Source organism: Lacticaseibacillus rhamnosus (assembly GCF_900636965.1).
Taxonomy (GTDB): domain Bacteria; phylum Bacillota; class Bacilli; order Lactobacillales; family Lactobacillaceae; genus Lacticaseibacillus; species Lacticaseibacillus rhamnosus.
This window is the reverse complement of record NZ_LR134331.1, coordinates 1,710,473-1,728,343: the sequence shown is the minus strand read 5'-3', so window position 1 is coordinate 1,728,343 and position 17,871 is coordinate 1,710,473. Positions and strand designations below refer to the sequence as shown.

17 protein-coding genes are annotated in these 17,871 nt (G+C 46.6%); 15 read left to right on the top strand and 2 right to left on the bottom strand.

Annotated elements, in window-relative coordinates; translation table 11 throughout:
• Positions 1 to 229: 229 nt before the first annotated feature.
• From gndA to EL173_RS08800, 3 genes are all read left to right on the top strand, one after another.
• Positions 230 to 1,648, top strand: a complete 1,419-nt coding sequence (gene gndA / locus EL173_RS08810) for an NADP-dependent phosphogluconate dehydrogenase (RefSeq protein WP_005684446.1) — start codon at positions 230 to 232, stop codon at positions 1,646 to 1,648.
• Between the two features lie 348 nt (positions 1,649 to 1,996).
• Complete coding sequence (locus EL173_RS08805) at positions 1,997 to 2,683, top strand: response regulator transcription factor (RefSeq protein ID WP_003565833.1); 687 nt, start codon at positions 1,997 to 1,999, stop codon at positions 2,681 to 2,683.
• A complete protein-coding gene (locus tag EL173_RS08800) occupies positions 2,680 to 4,266 on the top strand; it encodes a HAMP domain-containing sensor histidine kinase (RefSeq protein ID WP_025014070.1) in 1,587 nt (528 codons plus the stop codon). The genes EL173_RS08805 and EL173_RS08800 overlap by 4 nt, the downstream gene beginning before the upstream one ends.
• Positions 4,267 to 4,483: 217 nt before the next feature.
• Here the strand turns inward: EL173_RS08800 and yidC are convergent, their stop codons facing one another.
• The gene (yidC, locus tag EL173_RS08795) at positions 4,484 to 5,476 is read right to left on the bottom strand and encodes a membrane protein insertase YidC (RefSeq protein WP_005684441.1); all 993 of its coding nucleotides are present in this window, start codon (positions 5,474 to 5,476) and stop codon (positions 4,484 to 4,486) included.
• A 58-nt stretch (positions 5,477 to 5,534) separates the two neighbouring features.
• A complete protein-coding gene (locus tag EL173_RS08790; protein ID WP_005689719.1) occupies positions 5,535 to 5,816 on the bottom strand; it encodes an acylphosphatase in 282 nt (93 codons plus the stop codon).
• 318 nt (positions 5,817 to 6,134) lie between these two features.
• Between EL173_RS08790 and EL173_RS08780 the strand changes: the two genes are divergently transcribed.
• The 12 genes from EL173_RS08780 to EL173_RS08720 all read left to right on the top strand — a co-directional run bounded on the left by EL173_RS08780 (position 6,135) and on the right by EL173_RS08720 (position 17,823).
• Positions 6,135 to 6,896 (top strand): TrmH family RNA methyltransferase, encoded by a 762-nt coding sequence (locus tag EL173_RS08780; protein WP_005689715.1) that lies wholly within the window; start codon positions 6,135 to 6,137, stop codon positions 6,894 to 6,896.
• 83 nt (positions 6,897 to 6,979) lie between these two features.
• Entirely contained in the window at positions 6,980 to 7,483 is a 504-nt protein-coding gene (locus tag EL173_RS08775) for an HD domain-containing protein (RefSeq protein WP_005684434.1), read from the top strand.
• A 299-nt stretch (positions 7,484 to 7,782) separates the two neighbouring features.
• On the top strand, positions 7,783 to 8,169 hold the full coding sequence (locus EL173_RS08770) for a winged helix-turn-helix transcriptional regulator (protein ID WP_019728312.1): 387 nt from the start codon (positions 7,783 to 7,785) through the stop codon (positions 8,167 to 8,169).
• A 440-nt stretch (positions 8,170 to 8,609) separates the two neighbouring features.
• Positions 8,610 to 9,656 (top strand): phenylalanine--tRNA ligase subunit alpha, encoded by a 1,047-nt coding sequence (pheS, locus tag EL173_RS08765; RefSeq protein WP_005684432.1) that lies wholly within the window; start codon positions 8,610 to 8,612, stop codon positions 9,654 to 9,656.
• 1 nt (position 9,657) lies between these two features.
• Complete coding sequence (pheT, locus tag EL173_RS08760; RefSeq protein ID WP_005689712.1) at positions 9,658 to 12,069, top strand: phenylalanine--tRNA ligase subunit beta; 2,412 nt, start codon at positions 9,658 to 9,660, stop codon at positions 12,067 to 12,069.
• Between the two features lie 223 nt (positions 12,070 to 12,292).
• On the top strand, positions 12,293 to 13,444 hold the full coding sequence (gene mltG / locus EL173_RS08750) for an endolytic transglycosylase MltG (RefSeq protein ID WP_005689711.1): 1,152 nt from the start codon (positions 12,293 to 12,295) through the stop codon (positions 13,442 to 13,444).
• 223 nt (positions 13,445 to 13,667) lie between these two features.
• Positions 13,668 to 14,306: a uridine kinase gene (gene udk, locus EL173_RS08745; RefSeq protein WP_005689710.1), complete on the top strand. Its 639-nt coding sequence runs from the start codon at positions 13,668 to 13,670 to the stop codon at positions 14,304 to 14,306.
• A 66-nt stretch (positions 14,307 to 14,372) separates the two neighbouring features.
• Positions 14,373 to 14,843 carry a transcription elongation factor GreA gene (gene greA / locus EL173_RS08740; protein ID WP_005684427.1) on the top strand — a complete coding sequence of 157 codons (471 nt, stop codon included), beginning with the start codon at positions 14,373 to 14,375 and terminating at the stop codon, positions 14,841 to 14,843.
• A gap of 276 nt (positions 14,844 to 15,119) precedes the next feature.
• Positions 15,120 to 15,824 carry a cell wall-active antibiotics response protein LiaF gene (liaF, locus tag EL173_RS08735; RefSeq protein ID WP_005689709.1) on the top strand — a complete coding sequence of 235 codons (705 nt, stop codon included), beginning with the start codon at positions 15,120 to 15,122 and terminating at the stop codon, positions 15,822 to 15,824.
• Entirely contained in the window at positions 15,821 to 16,885 is a 1,065-nt protein-coding gene (locus tag EL173_RS08730; RefSeq protein WP_005689708.1) for a sensor histidine kinase, read from the top strand. The genes liaF and EL173_RS08730 overlap by 4 nt, the downstream gene beginning before the upstream one ends.
• A complete protein-coding gene (locus tag EL173_RS08725; protein ID WP_005711596.1) occupies positions 16,878 to 17,543 on the top strand; it encodes a response regulator in 666 nt (221 codons plus the stop codon). Before EL173_RS08730 ends, EL173_RS08725 begins: the two co-directional genes overlap by 8 nt.
• Complete coding sequence (locus EL173_RS08720) at positions 17,524 to 17,823, top strand: HesB/YadR/YfhF family protein (RefSeq protein WP_014571380.1); 300 nt, start codon at positions 17,524 to 17,526, stop codon at positions 17,821 to 17,823. Before EL173_RS08725 ends, EL173_RS08720 begins: the two co-directional genes overlap by 20 nt.
• Positions 17,824 to 17,871: the final 48 nt, after the last annotated feature.

The following is a 17,871-nucleotide window of genomic DNA, read 5'->3' as shown; positions in this document are numbered from 1 at the left end:
AGTTGATTTATTGGAAAACGGCACCTTCGCGATGGCATTTAGAAGGGGCTGTTTTTTTCTGTTAACAAAAAATGGTTTATCCGCCAAGCTTGTTTCGCCACTAGAAAGATGACTTCAAAAAATTAGATCAAATTGAGCTGTGATAACCCGTCTGCCGACTGTTAAAGCGCGGCGGTTTCTGCTAACATAAAAGTCGTAAATGATGAAATGAATGAGGAGGTCCATGTTAATGGATAAACCACAAATTGGTGTTGTCGGCATGGCGGTTATGGGCAAGAATCTTGCCTTGAATATCGAAAGCCGCGGCAATACCGTTGCAATCTACAATCGTACCGGAAGTAAAACCAAGGCGGTTGTAGAAGAACATCCGGACAAGAAATTGGTCCCGAGCTATAAAATCGAGGACTTTGTTGCTTCATTAGAGAAGCCTCGCCGGATTATCATGATGGTTAAAGCCGGTGCCGGTACCGATGCCGTGATTAAAGAATTATTGCCGCTGTTAGATAAAGGTGACGTTTTGATTGATGGCGGGAACACCTTCTTTGAAGACACTATGCGGCGCAGTGCCGAACTGGATAAATCCGGGATCAATTTCATTGGTATGGGCGTTTCCGGTGGCGAACTTGGCGCACTACACGGACCATCCTTAATGCCAGGCGGCCAAAAAGAGGCTTATGACTTGGTAGCACCGATTCTGGAGGCTATTTCGGCAAAAGCGGATGACGGTGCACCTTGTGTGACTTACATTGGGCCAAACGGTGCCGGCCATTATGTCAAAATGGTTCATAACGGCATCGAATACGGCGATATGGAATTAATTGCTGAAAGTTACAACTTGATGCGTCATTTGCTTGGTTTGGACGTAGAAGAAATCGCCGGTATTTTTAGTGACTGGAATAAAGGCGAACTGGACTCCTACCTCATCGACATCACGGCAGACATTCTGACCCGTAAAGACGATCTTGGCAGCGACAAGCCGATCGTTGATGTGATTTTGGATCGCGCTGGCAACAAAGGGACCGGCAAATGGTCTTCACAATCTGCTCTTGAGCTAGGTGTTCCGCAAAGTGTGATTACCGAATCCGTCTATGCGCGTTACATTAGTGCGATGAAGCAGGAGCGGGTTGCGGCAAGTAAAGTTCTGCCAAAGCCGGTTGGCAATGTGACGATTGACAAAAAAGAAGCTATCGAGATGATCCGTAAGGCGTTATACTTCAGCAAGTTGATGTCTTATGCTCAAGGCTTTGAACAAATGCGCGTTGCATCGGACAACTACGACTGGAACCTGCAATACGGTGAATTGGCCAAGATTTGGCGTGCAGGTTGCATCATTCGCGCACGCTTCTTGCAAAATATCACCGATGCCTATGATAAGAAGCCGGATTTACAGAACTTGTTGTTAGACGATTACTTCCTGAATATTGCTAAGAACTATCAGGAAAGTGTCCGTGACTTGGTCGGCTTGGCTGTTAAAGCCGGCGTTCCGGTGCCGGGCTTCTCAGCGGCGATCAGTTACTACGACTCTTATCGTGCCCCTGTTCTGCCGGCCAACCTGACTCAGGCTCAGCGTGACTACTTTGGTGCCCACACATATGAACGTACTGATCGTGATGGCATTTTCCATTACACGTGGTACGACGAAGCTTAATTCATTGAAGTTTAAGTCTAAACCAATTCACCTGCGATTAAGTGTCGCATGTGAATTGGTTTTTTTAATCTATCCTTGTCACAAAGGCTTTGACAATCAGACTTAAAAAATGGTATATGTTTCGTAAAGACAGATTAGAAAGTATCGCGGGTTATTATGAGAATTAGCCGAATTGAAAAATGAGAGCCTTGATTAATAGGCATTTCCATTAGCATTGATGCCTATTAACGCGGGGCTGATAGTCAAAATGAGAAAACTGTGCTAAACTATCCTAGCGTATGTTTTTATGAGAAACTAAAAATAGATTCAGATTGTGTGTTCATGCACCGAAAGTATAAGGAGACGCTAATGAGTAAAATATTAATTATTGAAGACGAAAAAAATCTTGCCCGCTTTGTTGAACTTGAACTAAAGCATGAAGGTTACGAAACCGAAGTTCACTTTAATGGCCGTACCGGTTTGGAAGCAGCCCTAGCAGAAGATTGGGATGCTATCTTGCTGGACCTCATGTTGCCGGAACTGAACGGATTGGAAGTCTGCCGGCGTGTTCGTCAGGTGAAGAATACGCCGATTATCATGATGACGGCGCGTGATTCGGTGATTGATCGGGTCAGCGGCTTGGATCATGGGGCAGATGACTATATTGTTAAGCCGTTTGCCATTGAGGAGCTGCTGGCACGGTTACGCGCCTTACTACGTCGAATTAGTATTGAGGGCGAAAACAACACTGCCAAGCAAACGACCATCAAGTATCGCGATCTTGTCATCGAAAAGGAAAATCGCGTTGTGCGGCGTGGCGATGACATCATCGAATTGACCAAGCGTGAATACGAATTGCTTTTAACTTTAATGGAAAATGTCAACGTTGTTCTAGCACGTGATGTTTTGCTGTCTAAAGTCTGGGGTTATAATTCCGATGTTGAAACGAATGTCGTTGATGTTTATGTCCGCTACATTCGAAATAAAATTGATCGGCCCGGTGAACCTAGTTATATTCAGACGGTTCGGGGAACCGGCTATGTTATGCGGTCATAATGCATATCAAGCAAACCAGTACTAAGCAAAAGAAGAATCCCCGCATCTCGTTGAAGGTCAAATGGGCCGTCACAGTTGGTGTCGGGATTTTTGTCACTTTTGTCACTTTTTCAATGATCCTTTATGGTGCGATGCGGCAGATTCTGATTAATCAGGAGCGTCGAACCGTCACCGATACCCTTAACACAGTCGTCCAACGGCTTTCCCCAGTCAGTGGCGATTTGACCATGGCCCAGGTGGTTCCGCGATTGGAAGGGACAACGCCGTCCGATCAGTCGTCACTACCTACTCCCAGCGAGTCACACACGCGGATTTTTTCTGATTCCGTTATTCAGAAATTGGCTCAGGCAGACGTTAGCGTGTCGGTGTTTTCGCGTGATCGGACGACAATTTTTCAGTCGCGCGACACCCCGATCACGTTGGGTAAGGTTCATGGATTTGAAGTTCAGGAAAGTCATATCGGTGATTTTAACGGACTGGTCGGAACTGCACCTATTTATTCGGCTGAGAGTTCAAATTTGATTGGTTACGTTCAGGTGACGAACAAACTGACAGCGTTTCATGCGACCATGCATGAAATTACCTTGTTAATTATTGGTTTAAGTTTTGCTGCCATTCTCATTTCAATTCTAATTGGCTATGTGCTGGCAACCCGATTCTTAAGTCCGATTAAGCTGATTACTAATGCCATTGATGTTGTCAATGAGGAGCCGCAAAGCACGGTTCGGATTCCGGCATTGAAGCGCAATGACGAGCTTGGCGATTTGGTGCTGGAATTTAACGGTATGCTGGATCGGATTCAACGTTACATTGACCAGCAAGGTGAATTTGTACAGGATGTTTCGCATGAGCTACGAACCCCAGTAGCTATTTTGGAAGGGCATTTACAACTGCTCAATCGCTGGGGTAAGGATGATCCGGAAGTGCTTGACGAATCGCTGGCTGCTTCACTTCAAGAAATCACCCGTATGAAGAGCCTGATTCAGGAAATGCTGGATCTGACGCGCGCGGATCAGGTGGATGTTCAGTTTCCCAATGCGGTTGTGGATGTCCACAAAGTCATCCAGCAGGTCGTTGCCGATTTTCGCATGATTCATCCGGAGTTTACGTTCACGCTAGACGATGACTTGGAGCAGACAACTTTTGTCCGCATGTACCGCAATCATCTGGAGCAAGTGATGATTATCCTCCTCGATAACGCCGTCAAGTATTCGACTGATCGCAAGGAAATTCATGTCTCAATGGCCCAAAACAGTGGTAATGGCGTTGCAGTTGCCGTTCAGGACTTTGGTGAAGGTATTGCCGAAAAGGATCGGCGTCGCGTGTTCAATCGCTTTTATCGCGTTGATAAGGCTCGCAGTCGCGAAAAAGGCGGCAATGGGCTGGGGCTATCTATCGCTCAGCAACTGATCGAAAGCTATCATGGTCAAATTGAAGTAGACTCCGCTTTAGGTCATGGGTCGATCTTCCGGATTGATTTGCCAACGATTTCGGCGGACAAAGCCAAAGCACTTCAACGCCAAGAAGCAGCAAAGCAGGCTGCTGCGCCGAAAAGTGATACGTCAATTAAAAGCAATTTGTAGTCGGAACACAATCAATAAATGAACCGGTTTCGGAGTGTGAGCATTCTTGTTAACTCTGAAACCGGTTTTTGGCGTGTGGCCATATTTTTGCGCTGCCAGTAGGAGACTTTGCCAATTGTAAGCAGAGGCGTGTACACCACTTTTGTGTTTATAGAGAATTCAAATTTCGACAAACAAAAAAGCCGCCTAATAAAGACGACTTCAATGTGTTGGTAATTTACTTACGTGGCCGTTGTTGTTTGCCGGCGTTTCGTTTGCGTAATTGTTGATGATCAATGGCATCTGGATCTACTGGTTGCTGGCGGCTTTGAGTTCCAGTCGATCCGGCAGTGGCCGTGACGGCACCCCAGTCATCAAAGGTATGTTCATTAACGACTTCAACAGGCGGATTTTCTTCCATTTCGGCATCAAGCCGTTTCCGGATGTTAGGCGTCACAATATAAGTCACGATGGCTTGCTGGATGATGAGAATAATCCCACCGGCACCAAAATACAGACCCAATCCGGCGTTGTACATCATACAGAACACAAATGTCATGATCGGGCTCAGGAAAGCCGTTGCCTGCATAGCTTTTCGCTGCTCTGGCGGGACGCCTTGAAGCATGATCAGGCTGACAATAATGTATGGCAACGTGGCTAAAATGGTGACAATAAAACTGGAATGCCCCAGCTGAATGCCAAAGAAAGTTGCGTGTGAAATTTCAGGTGAATAAGCAATAGCTTGATACAAACCTGAGAAAATTGGAAATTGAATGAGCATTGGCAAGCAACCCATTGACGGGATCATGCTGGTGCCATTAGCAGAATAAATTTTCCGCATGTAATTATTCGCAGCCATTTGTTGTTCTGGCGTTTTTGCGCGCTTAACGGCATCCTGAACAATTTTTAATTGCGGTTGGAGAATCTTCTGCTTTTCCTGATAAGCCGTCATGGTTCGTTGTTGGCGCAGCATGAGTGGCAACACGATTAGGCGAACCAACAAGGTAATGACGATAATGGCAATGCCGTAACTGCTGGTCGACCCAACGAATCCGGCAATCCATTCCATCAAATGCTGCAACGGCAACCCGATTATCTTATAGAAAGTACCGAAAAATGGATCTGTCGGCGGCTTGAGTGTGACGCCTTGTTTCGTTGGCGAACACGCTGATAATAATAGCGGCAGAATGCCTACCGCTCCTAGTGCAAATATTTTTTTCGACTTGTGCATGAATAATTTCCCTTCAAAATGTCATCGGGTTTAACTATACTGTATGGACCAAGCGGATTCAACCGGTTACACGAAAACCGTTGAAGTCCGGCACGTTTTCAAGCGGCTTTTCTTCAAAAGTCGACACGTTAGCGTAAGGATTCGGACCGGCTTTGACCTGTGCAATGAATTTGGCTAGATTGAGCGGTTCACCGGCTGCTTGAATGAAAACCGAGCCGTCAGCGCGATTTTCGATGGTGCCACTAATATTGAGATTATCCGCAATCATCTTCGTGGCCCAGCGAAAACCAACGCCTTGAACCCGTCCCCGAACGACGATTTGTTTAGCGAGTTTGACCAAAAAGACACTTCCTTTCGTGCAGAAGATTTGGGTCGAAAGGTGATGAAAACATCTTCATCTTTGCTTTCTCCACAGTCCATACTAGTGTAGCATAAGGTATATAGAAAACGCGACAAGAGGCTAAAGTCGGATTTTTGTTTGTGAACTGGCGATTGGTTAATGCTGGCTCATGCTCATCATAACGCGTTCACCAGCCCAGAAACCTGCACATAAGGACCTTGGTCGCAATGACCAAACCCGGGTCATCACGCCCAAGGCCACTTATGCTCCGGTTTCTAACCGGGCTGGCTCGCGCTCACTTTTTAAAAGGAGATTTTTATGGAATATATTTCATCACCCAAAAATGACCGCATTAAAACGGCCAAGAAATTAACGGTTAAGAAACATCAAAAGGATGCTGGGCGCTACTTGCTAGAAGGGCGGCACTTGGTTCAAGAGGCGCTGGCGAGTGGGCAGACGCCTTATGATATTTATGCTACCGAAAAGTATGTTGATGATCGTGCGCTTAAGCCGTTTTATGACAAAATGACGCAGATTTCGGAGTCGGTTTCCGAGCATCTTAGTGACACCGAAACGCCACAGGGAATTTTTGCGGTTATGCCACGTCAGGCCGGGCAATTGCCAGATCCTTTAAGTGGGCAGTTTTTAATGTTGGATGCGATTCAGGATCCCGGTAATGTTGGAACCTTGGTGCGGACGGCGGATGCTGCGGGCATTAAAACCGTCATTTTTGGTAATGGAACAGCCGACGCTTTTGGTCCGAAAGTTTTGCGGGCGATGCAAGGCAGCCAATTTCACGTGCGCATCGTATCGGCAAAATTGATGCCTGTTATTAAAGCCTTGCAACGGGCAGGGATTCCCGTTTATGGCTCGGAGCTTAATGATAAAGCTAAAAGTTATCGCAGTATTCAACCGAGCGCACAGTTCGGACTCGTTGTCGGCAATGAAGGCAATGGCATGGATCCTGTTCTTTTAAAGCAAACCGATACGAACCTGTATATTCCGATTCGGGGACAAGCAGAATCTTTGAATGTCGCTGTCGCAGCGGCTATCATGATGTTTCACTTAGTCGGTGATTAAGAATGTGTTACGAACGTGCTTTTTAGGGTGGGAAGCTGTTATACTATGGGTGTGTTCATCAAACCACAAAAGGAGCAGATGTCTTGAGCAAAAAACGCGATTGGCAATCGGATGCTGAGTACGTTGGGTATGTGGCTGATTTATTGGCTAAGCCTGAGGTCCAGCGACTGGCAGAACACCCACAACACCATTATTCGAACCGATTGGAACATTCAATTAGTGTTTCCTATCAGAGTTATTTGATTGGGAAGCGCCTGCATTTGAATGTTCGTGCGATCGCCCGAGCCGGCTTATTGCACGATCTGTTTTACTATGATTGGCGCAAAACCAAGTTTGACTTGGGAACGCATGCCTTTATCCATCCCCGGATTGCTTTACGGAATGCTGAGAAGTTAACCGAATTGTCACCGATGGAAAAAGACATTATCATCAAGCACATGTGGGGGGCAACAGTTGGCTTGCCGAAGTATAAGGAAAGTTTTGTTGTTTCTCTAGTTGATGATTATGCTGCGATGGATGAGGTCGTTGTACCCTGGATGCACAAGCTCCGGCATCCGATTCACACTCACTTAAAAGCTTTAAATTAGGATCGTGATTGACGGCAGCTCATTGTTATTGTCGTCATATTAGAGTCGTGGGCGGTGTCCCGCGGCTCTTTTTTGACGGGTATATTTTCCCCCACGAGCCGACATTAATTGTGAGAGCAAAATTCAACTTTGGATGCAGTGCCACGCTTTGAAAACGGATTGTGAGTTTTTTTCGTTTATTTTAGACGCATCAATTAGCTTTTGAGTTGCTGATGATAAGCATGACTTGTAATATTTTGGGAGTGTGTTATGCTAACACTATCTAAATGTAAGTAAGCGGGTATGATGAGGTGAGTAGAGTGGATGCAACAGTAACCAGTAAAACCGAATGTCAAAGTCAACAAGTCGCTCTTTGTCCTAAGTTTCAGCACACATTTGAAATTTTGGGTAAGAAGTGGAACGGTTTGATTCTGGAAGTTTTGTTAAACAATGGCAATTCTCGGTTTAAAGATATTGCGCAACTGATTCCCCGGTGTTCGGATCGGGTTTTGGTCGAACGCTTGAAGGAACTTGAAGGCGAGGGTTTGATTGATCGTCTGACGCACAAGGACTCGGATTTAATTGAATACGCCCTGACAGATAAGGGCCGGGCTTTGAATTCAGTCATGGCCGCTGCACACGCCTGGGGTGATGCATGGGTTACCGATGAAGAGTGCCATGCCAATGAAAAACAAAAAAACGCGTAAGAGACGCGTTTTTTTCTTATGCCATTGTTGATCATTAGCCGGAACACATCTGAGAGGCCCTAAGTAAAAAGAGCCTAACTACCTAACTATTAGCCATCAGCTCTTGACGTCTGCGCTGAATTTGCTAAGCTTGTCTTATCAAAAAAATGTAAAAACAATGACGAAAGCCCAAACAGGCTGGTAAATCAGGGAATGACGTTCACGAGACTGCAAGACGTCTGTTACCAAAATGTTTGTCTTCACTTTCTGAGTTGACTTTTGAGGTGGCAACACTTAGAAAGCTCCGGCCTGGCCGTTACCTTGTTGAGTGCATGAGGTTTTTTAATCATGAACAAGGGTGGTACCGCGATGCTTCGTCCCTTTTTTGAGAAGGGACTTTTTTTATGCCTTCAAACGTATCAACGGCGGACTTCTCAGGTTAGCAGTCAAGGAGGAAGAACATGGATCTTCAAACGAAACTTGAACAACTTTTTCAGCAAAATAATGAGGTGATAAAAAAGATCACCTCGTTGGACGAATTAAATCAGATTCGCGTTCAGTTGTTAGGGAAAAAAGGCCCCATCACCAGCGTTTTGCGCGGCATGAAGGATTTATCAGCAGATGAACGGCCAAAAGTCGGTGCCTTTGCCAATAAAGTCCGGGATGAACTGAGTACGGTGATTGAGACGCGTAAATCTCAACTGGAGCAGGCAGTCATCAACGAAAAATTGAAGTCTGAAACCGTGGACGTCACATTACCAGGCGATCCGGTAACGGCGGGCACACCGCATATTATTATTCAGATTATGGATGACCTTGAAAGCTTCTTTATGGGCATGGGCTATCAAGTGCTAACCGGTCCGGAAGTGGAAGAGGATCATTACAACTTTGAAATGATGAACATCCCCAAGGACCATCCGGCGCGGGATATGCAGGAAACTTTTTATATTACCAATGAGTTGCTGATGCGTTCCCAAACCAGCCCGATGCAGGCACGGACGATGGAGAAACATGATTTTACTAAGGGCCCGCTGAAAATGATCAGTCCGGGCGTGGTTTATCGGCGTGATGATGATGATGCCACACATAGCCACCAGTTCCATCAGATGGAAGGTCTGGTGATCGACAAGCATATTACAATGGCTGATCTTAAGGGGACGTTACTCGCCATGTGTCAGCATGTGTTTGGCGCTGATCGGACGATTCGCCTGCGCCCGAGCTATTTTCCGTTTACAGAACCGTCTGTAGAAGTGGACGTTTCCTGCTTCCGCTGCGGTGGCAAGGGTTGCCCTGTTTGCAAGTATACCGGCTGGATTGAAGTTCTCGGTGCCGGCATGGTGCATCCGAATGTTTTGCGTGCGGCTAATATTGACGCCGATGTATATGGCGGCTTTGCGTTTGGTCTTGGCCCGGATCGGTTTGCCATGCTGAAATACGGCATTGACGATATTCGCAGTTTTTACACAGACGACTTGCGCTTCCTTACGCAGTTCAGTCAGGAGGGTTAAGATGGACGTTTCATATGATTGGTTAAAAGAGCTTGTCAACATCCCGGTATCACCGGAAGAATTGGCCGATAAAGTGTCACGAACCGGAATTGAAGTGGACGATGTTAAACATCCCGATGCCGGATTGAAAAAGATTGTCGTTGGTAAGGTATTGGCGATCAAACCTCATCCAAACTCTGATCACCTCAACCTTTGTCAGGTAGATGTGGGTGAAGATGAACCGCGCCAGATTGTTTGCGGTGCTCCCAATGTTGCGGCTGGCCAAACGGTGATCGTTGCGCTTCCGGGAGCACGGATTGCCGATAACGTCAAAATCAAAAAAGGCAAAATGCGTGGCGAAGAAAGCCTTGGGATGATTTGTGCTTTGCAAGAAATCGGCTTTAATGAAAATGTCGTTCCCAAAGCTTATTTAAACGGTATTTACGTTTTTAATGAACCGCTAGAACCAGGCAGTGATGCGTTGGCCGCGCTCGGGATGCATGATGCCGTGTTGGATTTTGAGATTACGCCAAATCGCGCTGATGCTTTAGGCATGCGCGGAGTTGCTTGGGAAGTGGGCGCGACTTATGATGAAAAGCCGCACTTTGAAGAAAAGCTGCTGACAGAAGGTGATCGTCCAGTGGCGGATTATCTCAGTGTCGAAGTTAAAGACGCTCAGGATGCCCCGAGTTATCAGTTACGGGTGATTGACCACGTCACCGTTAAAGAGAGCCCGCTTTGGTTGCAACGGCGGTTATGGAATGCTGGCGTGCGTCCGATTAACAACATCGTGGATATCACTAATTTCATCATGTTGGCATATGGTCAGCCTTTGCATGCGTTTGACTATGCTAAACTCGGTAGTCAGCACATTGAGGTTCGGCGGGCGCGCAATGGGGAACCGTTGACCACACTGGATGGTGGCGAACACGAACTAGATGACAGCGATATCGTGATTACAAATGGTCAGGTGCCAGTTGCGTTAGCCGGCGTGATGGGCGGCTTGGATTCAGAGATCTCGGAAACCACGACCACGGTTGTCGTTGAGGCTGCCAGTTTTAATCCGGTTAACGTTCGTAAAACAGCGCTGAAGTACAATTTGCGCTCAGAGGCATCATCGCGGTTTGAAAAAGGGATTAACTTAGCTGATATTAATCGCGCTTTAGATGCAGCAGTTGCCTGGATGAGCGACTTGGGTGGCGGACAGGCTGCCAAGGGAACCGTAAGTCCGACTGCGGTTGACGCAAAAGATGTCGTGGTTGATATTTCGCTGGATCATATTAATCACGTGTTAGGCACGACATTAAGCCAAGACCAGGTGACACGAATTTTCCAACAACTAGGTTTTGGCGTTGAAGTTGCTGATGGTTTATTTGCGGTTGCGATTCCACCTCGGCGTTGGGATATTCATATCAAAGCGGATTTGGTTGAAGAAGTCGCCCGTATTTATGGCTTTGACAATTTACCAAGTACACTTCCGACTACTACGATGACGATTGGCGAGTATACACCAGCGCAAAAGCGAATTCGCCGTACCCGCCATCTCCTGGAAGGGTTGGGTCTTAATCAAGCGATTACTTATGGCCTGACGACTGAGCAAGCGGCAACCAGATTTAAGTTGCAACCCGGCGAGCCAACGCAGGTTGATTCACCGATGACCAAAGACCATGCCGTACTACGAATGAATATGGTGACAGGTTTATTAGATGTCATTAAATATAATCAGGCGCGTAAAGAAACAGATGTTGCCATTTACGAACAGGGACGGATCTTTACCAAAACCGGTGATCAGGTACGGCCAACTGAAATCGAGTATTTAGGCGGTGCTATCACTGGCCACGTAGCCGCCAAAAATTGGCATCAAGCCGCACGCAGCGTTGATTTCTTCTATGTCAAAGGCATTGTGATGCACTTGCTGGAGGATTATTCATTGGCTGAACCGGTGCACTTTGCAGTGACTCAGGCGGTGAGTGAACTTCATCCGGGTCAGGCAGCTGATATTTTGGTCGGGACACAACGAGTCGGCTTCTTGGGCCGTTTGCACCCGGCGTTTGAACATGAACAGCATCTACCTGCAACCTTTGTCTTTGAGCTTGACCTTGATGCCTTATTTGCGGCGCCGCGTCAGGAGAAGATTGCCCAGCCTGCACCGAAGTTCCCGGCTGTGACGCGCGATATTGCACTGCAAGTTGCCGATACCGTTACTAATGCCGAAGTGATGCAGATCTTCCAGCAACACGGCGGCGCATATCTCAAAGACGTTACCTTGTTTGATGTTTATGCAGGTTCGCATATGGCGCCGGGCCAAAAGAGTCTGGCTTATACGCTCACTTATCGGCGCGATGACCAAACATTAACCGAAGAAGAAGTTACGCAGGCTTTTGATCGAGTCAAAGCAGCACTTGAATCTGATTTAGGGGCAACCATTCGTTAATCGTTGGTCGCATTTTAGCCGGTGGTTCGGTATGATAGTCACTGGCAACGGTCAGTGGACTCAGTAACATTCAGACTGTATCGCGTCACCGTCAAGCATGATCTGACGGTGACGTTGCTACATAATGGCGTTGTCATAGCTTTGTCTGTTATGCCGGGCGGTTATTTGTGTACAAGCATAACGGATGAGGTTAACGTTGGCATGAGAAAAAGGAGGCATCTTTTTGGACAAGCGATCCCCGGACGTGGCGGGTAAACGACGCCAGCGGCAACATGAGAAAAAAGCATCGCAAAAAATCGTCGGTTGGGTTCTCGGTATTTTATTTGCTGTGCTTGTGATTGTTGGACTGATGGGCTACCGGTATGTCAATTCCGCCTTACAGCCAGTCGACCCTAATGGCAAAACAAGCATTAATGTGACAGTCCCGGCTGGCTCTAGCACGAAACAAATTGCGAGCAGATTAGAAGCCAAGCATGTGATTAAAAGTGCCATGGTCTTCAACTATTACGTGAAGTTTCACAATATTGCCGATTTTCAGGCAGGACGCTATCAACTAACGCAACGTGACAATATGGATCAGGTGATTCAAAAGTTGCGTGTAGGCGGTACTTCAGCAGCCGCGGCGGGACAGTTGCTGGTAAAAGAAGGCGCAACGGTTGAGCAAATTGCGACTTCCGTTAATAAATTGGCTAAATCCAATCAAAATCTGACGAGCAAAAAATTCCTGGCCTTGATGAAAGACCAAACCTTTTTCAACCAGCTGGCTAAGAAATATCCTAAGTTACTTAGCGCTGCAGCCTCGGCTAAAGGGGTACGGTATCGTCTGGAAGGGTATCTTTTCCCAGCCACTTATAGCATGAGCGCCGGTGAAACCACCAAGGATCTGGTTGAGGCAATGGTGGCAAAAACTGATAGCGTGATGCAAAGTTATTACAAGAGCGTTAAGAAACAAGGTTATTCTGTTCAGGAAGTGATGACCTTGGCTTCGTTGGTTGAGCGTGAAGGGGTAACCCAAGAAGATCGTCGTACCATTGCGGGCGTCTTCTTGAACCGGATTGATGCCGGTATGCCACTGCAGTCCGACATCTCTGTTATGTATGCCTTGAATACGCATAAGACGCATTTAACCAACAAAGACACTAGCGTTGATTCACCGTACAACCTTTATGTGCACACCGGTTACGGCCCCGGACCATTTGATTCACCGAGCGAACAAAGCATTGCTGCTGTTCTCAGTCCGAATGCCCGCAGCAAGGATTATCTGTACTTTGTTGCAAATCTGAAGACGGGTGAAGTGCTGTATGCAACGACTCGCGAGCAACATGATGCTAATACAGCTAAGTTTGCAAGCGATAATGCCGCTGCCGATAAATAAGCGCAACCGTTGATGAAGGCATCGCGATCATCAAACCAATCCAATCAACAACGTGACGTTCTGACAGCGCAGCAGGCAGCCAACTTTGGATATGATAAAATCATGTCCGGAAGCTAAATCAAATTTCAGGTTAAGCGGCCTTGGAAGCAGTGTCCAACCAGCGGACGTTATTTCCAAGGCTGTGTTATGCGCAGATCTTATATACTGAGTGAGGAAGGCTAAAATGCAACAGAAGAAAGCTATTGTGATTGGTGTGACAGGTGGCTCAGCCAGTGGCAAAACCAGTGTCAGTCGGGCTATTTTTAATCATTTTTCCGGTCATTCCTTGCTCTTGCTGGCACAGGATGCGTATTATAAGAAAAGTGACAAACCGTTTTCAGAGCGGAAGAAGATCAATTACGACCACCCGTTAGCATTTGACACGCCGCTACTCAAACATCATCTGGAGCAACTCATTCATCGACATGCCGTTGATCAGCCGGTGTATGATTACAAGATTCATAATCGCTCGGATAAAACGGTTCACCTTGAGCCAAAAGACGTGATCATTCTCGAAGGTATCTTGATTCTTGATGACGAAGCGCTGCGCAACATGATGGACATTAAAGTGTTTGTGGATACGGATGACGATATTCGGGTGATTCGTCGTATTCGCCGGGATATGGTGTCACGTGGTCGCACGCTGGAATCCATTATTAATCAATATTTAAAAACCGTGAAGCCAATGTATCATCAGTTTGTTGAACCAACGAAACGCTATGCAGATCTGATTGTCCCAGAAGGCGGTCAGAATCAGGTCGCCATCGATTTGCTGGTCACAAAGATCAAAAGTATTTTGGCAGAGCGCGGTTTAGAAGAGTAGCCATTGACAAATGGTTGCTGGCTTAATAAAGTGACTAAAGAAAATAAGAAGTGAGGTAAGTATTTTATGGCAGACAAAAGCTATCCGATGACAGCAGAAGGTAAAAAGAAACTTGAAAACGAATTAGAGGAATTAAAAACCAAGAAGCGGCCAGAAGTGATCGAACGCATCAAAGTCGCGCGTGGTTTTGGCGATTTATCCGAAAACTCCGAATATGAAGCAGCTAAGGATGAGCAATCAACCCTTGAGAATCGGATTGTTACGATTCAAACGATGTTGCGCTATGCCGAAATCATTGATGCTAAGGCAGTCGCAAAAAATGAAGTGTCAATCGGTAAAAAAGTCACCTTTGAAGAAGACGGCGATGAGGAAACTTATGAAATTGTCGGTGCGGCAGAAGCAGACGCCTTCAACGGCAAAATCAGCAACGAAAGCCCGATCGCTCAAGGACTGATCGGACGTAAAGTTGGCGATCAAGTCACCATTAACACGCCCGGTGGTGAAATGACCGTTAAGATTACCAAGGTTGAAGGATAAGCGAGTTTTTGACGATTTGTATGCTTCAGTTTTGTAAGTAAGGCAAAAGCGGCAATCACGCTCAAATGCAAGAGCAGTGATTGCCGTTTTTTTGTGCTTGGCCGCGCACAATGACGTCCACCTGTATCAGTTTTCGTGCCAGTTTCCAATGAATATCAGCCTTACGCCCTAAGCGAGTTGTGTTCCGATTCGTTATAATAATTCGTGAATAGTAGCAGGCTTTTTCGGATAGTGTGCTCTAAGTTCACAACGATTTTTAGATAAGGAGGGATCGCAATGCGCCGCTGGCAACTGTTTTTAGGAATTGAATTTGCGTTGATCCTCTGGCTGGGGTTTCAGATCATCACCAATCCAATGGCGTTGACAACGATCCTATTTGGCGTTCTTTTTCTCTTTTTAGGCGCGCGTTGGCATCGAATGCGTGCGTTCAATGTGACATTTGGTGGTATCCTGTTGGTACTGGGAATCTTTATTAATCCGGCAGTCTGGTTGATTCTCATGGTAGCAGGCGTGTTCCTAATCATGGTGTTAACCAAGCCGGGGATGGGTTTTTCAATGTGGGACCGCAAACAATACGTTGCACCGGTCACGCAGGAGCCTGGGAAAAAAGCGGGTCGCCGCACAGTTCATTCATGGGGCAACCGGCAAACCATTGCACCGAGTTACGACTGGGACGACATCAATATGGTCGTTCCTGCTGGCGATACCATTATTGACTTAGGGGATACTTTCCTGCCTAAAGGCGACAGTGTTATTATGATTCGCAAAGGCTTTGGTAAAACCAGAATTCTGGTTCCCATTGGCGTTGGCGTTGCGGTTGAACATGCGACATTTTACGGGCGGCTCCATTTTGAAAATGCGGACTCGATGCTGCATAGTCAAAGCGTAACGATGTATTCGCAGAATTATGACGATGCACCACGGCGTATCCATATCATTACGAATGTAGTGGTAGGTGACTTGGAGGTGCTGGCGGTATGAGGCGACGAATGTTAGTCGGTTTTTTTATGATCTTGCTGGTCTGGACACTTCTAGTCGAGGCCTGTTTGGTTTTTATGCTGGCAAAAGTTACTCAGCACGATTTTCTACGCCTTTTATTAGCCAATGTATTGTCGGCGCCACTGCTGGTTTATTTGCTCATTGGCGCGTTATTGATTAGTTCTGGTGTCACGGTGATTGTGCTTTGGCGCCAGCGGGTCGTGCGTAGTCAGTTGGATAGTCGTTTAGCCCAATTAAACGCTGGACAGTATCAGGCACCGATATTTAATCGATCGCAACAAGCTGAAGCGGCATTGGGAAAACAACCGGCTGCCTTGCTTGAAGCATTACGGCAAAAAATGATACGCTTGCAACGTGAAATCGAACGTTATAGTAACACACCGGTGCGATTTTCCGGCGAGACGCGGGAAGCCATTTTAACCGGCGAACGCCACCGATTAGCGCGTGAATTACACGATTCTGTTTCCCAGCAACTCTTTGCTGCCATGATGATGCTGTCGGCGTTACGCAGTGTGGCAGCCCGCGATCCGAAACAAGAAGCTTTGAATAAGCAACTGGATACGATTCAAAAAGTGATTAATGAGGCCCAGGCAGAGATGCGCGCCTTATTGCTGCATTTGCGTCCGACGAATCTTGAAGGAAAGTCACTTAAGCAAGGCATTATCCAGTTGCTGAAGGAATTACAAACTAAGATCACCATCAAAATCACTTGGCAACTGGACGATATTCAGTTGAATGCAGCAGCGGAGGACAATCTTTTCCGAATTGTTCAGGAACTCTTAAGCAACACGTTGCGGCATGCAAAAGCTGATAGTCTTGAAGTCTATCTGAAGCGGTTGCAAGATATGGTCATTTTGCGTATGGTTGATGATGGTGTCGGGTTTGATCCAAAAGAAACCAGTAGTAATGGCAATTATGGACTGGCTAATATTAAAGAACGCGCGGCAGCCATGGGTGGTACGGCAAAGGTCGTTAGCGTGGTCGGTCAAGGAACCAGTGTTGAAGTCAGAGTACCGTTATCAAAGGATGTTGCGCATGATTAAAGTATTGATCGTTGATGATCACGAAATGGTTCGACTGGGGCTGTCCACCTATATTGGCGTCCAACCCGATTTAGAGGTCGTTGATCAAGCCGAGAATGGTCAAGAAGGGGTCGAAATGGCCCTGAAAGATCGCCCGGATATTATTTTGATGGATTTGGTGATGCCGGTTAAAGATGGCATTGAGGCGACAAAAGAAATTCTAAAAGCATGGCCGCAAGCTCGGATCATCATTTTGACAAGTTTTATCGATGATGCCAAAGTCTATCCTGCCATGGAAGCCGGCGCGGCCAGTTATATTTTGAAAACCGCAACGGCCGAAGAAATTGCCAAGGCTATCCGTCAGACTGCCAGCGGGGAACGGGTACTTGAGCCGCAAGTCACCACGAAGATGATGAATCGGATGAATCATCCGCAGCCACAGTATGACGAGCTGACGAACCGCGAACGCGAGGTATTACAGCTTATTGCTCAAGGCAAGTCGAATCAGGAAATTGCGACCGAGCTCTTTATTACATTGAAAACCGTTAAAACGCATGTCTCAAACATATTGGCCAAATTGGATGTCGAAGATCGGACGCAAGCAGCGATTTACGCGCTTAAGCATGGTCTGGTAAAAAATGATCAAGGAGATGATGGGGTTGCAACTCGCGATCACTGATAAAGCTAGTCAATGGTTTCACCGCGAATTAGATTTGCCTGCTGAAGGTGCCGGCATTCGATTCTTTGGCAAGGCTTACGGTAAAACCCAGGTGCATGATGGTTTTAGCGTGGGCATGACGCGCGATGACCACCCTGACCAGCCAATTATGGCGGTTAAAAAAGATGGCGTGACTTATTTCGTTAACCCGACAGATGCGTGGTTTTTTGAGAATCTGATCATGACGGTTGACTATGATGCACATCTTGACGAGCCTAAGTACGAATTTAAAGAAGAATAATAAAGTCCGCTGCCAGCGAATTGTCGTTGTTTCACTGGTGGCGGACTT

Coding starts and splice junctions, on each gene's coding strand:
- EL173_RS08805 (WP_003565833.1), top strand. CDS start 1,997: ATGAGTAAAATATTAATTATTGAAGACGAAAAAAATCTTGCCCGCTTT.
- EL173_RS08780 (WP_005689715.1), top strand. CDS start 6,135: ATGGAATATATTTCATCACCCAAAAATGACCGCATTAAAACGGCCAAG.
- liaF (WP_005689709.1), top strand. CDS start 15,120: ATGCGCCGCTGGCAACTGTTTTTAGGAATTGAATTTGCGTTGATCCTC.
- EL173_RS08730 (WP_005689708.1), top strand. CDS start 15,821: ATGAGGCGACGAATGTTAGTCGGTTTTTTTATGATCTTGCTGGTCTGG.
- gndA (WP_005684446.1), top strand. CDS start 230: ATGGATAAACCACAAATTGGTGTTGTCGGCATGGCGGTTATGGGCAAG.
- yidC (WP_005684441.1), bottom strand. CDS start 5,476: ATGCACAAGTCGAAAAAAATATTTGCACTAGGAGCGGTAGGCATTCTG.
- greA (WP_005684427.1), top strand. CDS start 14,373: ATGGCAGACAAAAGCTATCCGATGACAGCAGAAGGTAAAAAGAAACTT.
- pheS (WP_005684432.1), top strand. CDS start 8,610: ATGGATCTTCAAACGAAACTTGAACAACTTTTTCAGCAAAATAATGAG.
- EL173_RS08725 (WP_005711596.1), top strand. CDS start 16,878: ATGATTAAAGTATTGATCGTTGATGATCACGAAATGGTTCGACTGGGG.
- pheT (WP_005689712.1), top strand. CDS start 9,658: ATGGACGTTTCATATGATTGGTTAAAAGAGCTTGTCAACATCCCGGTA.
- udk (WP_005689710.1), top strand. CDS start 13,668: ATGCAACAGAAGAAAGCTATTGTGATTGGTGTGACAGGTGGCTCAGCC.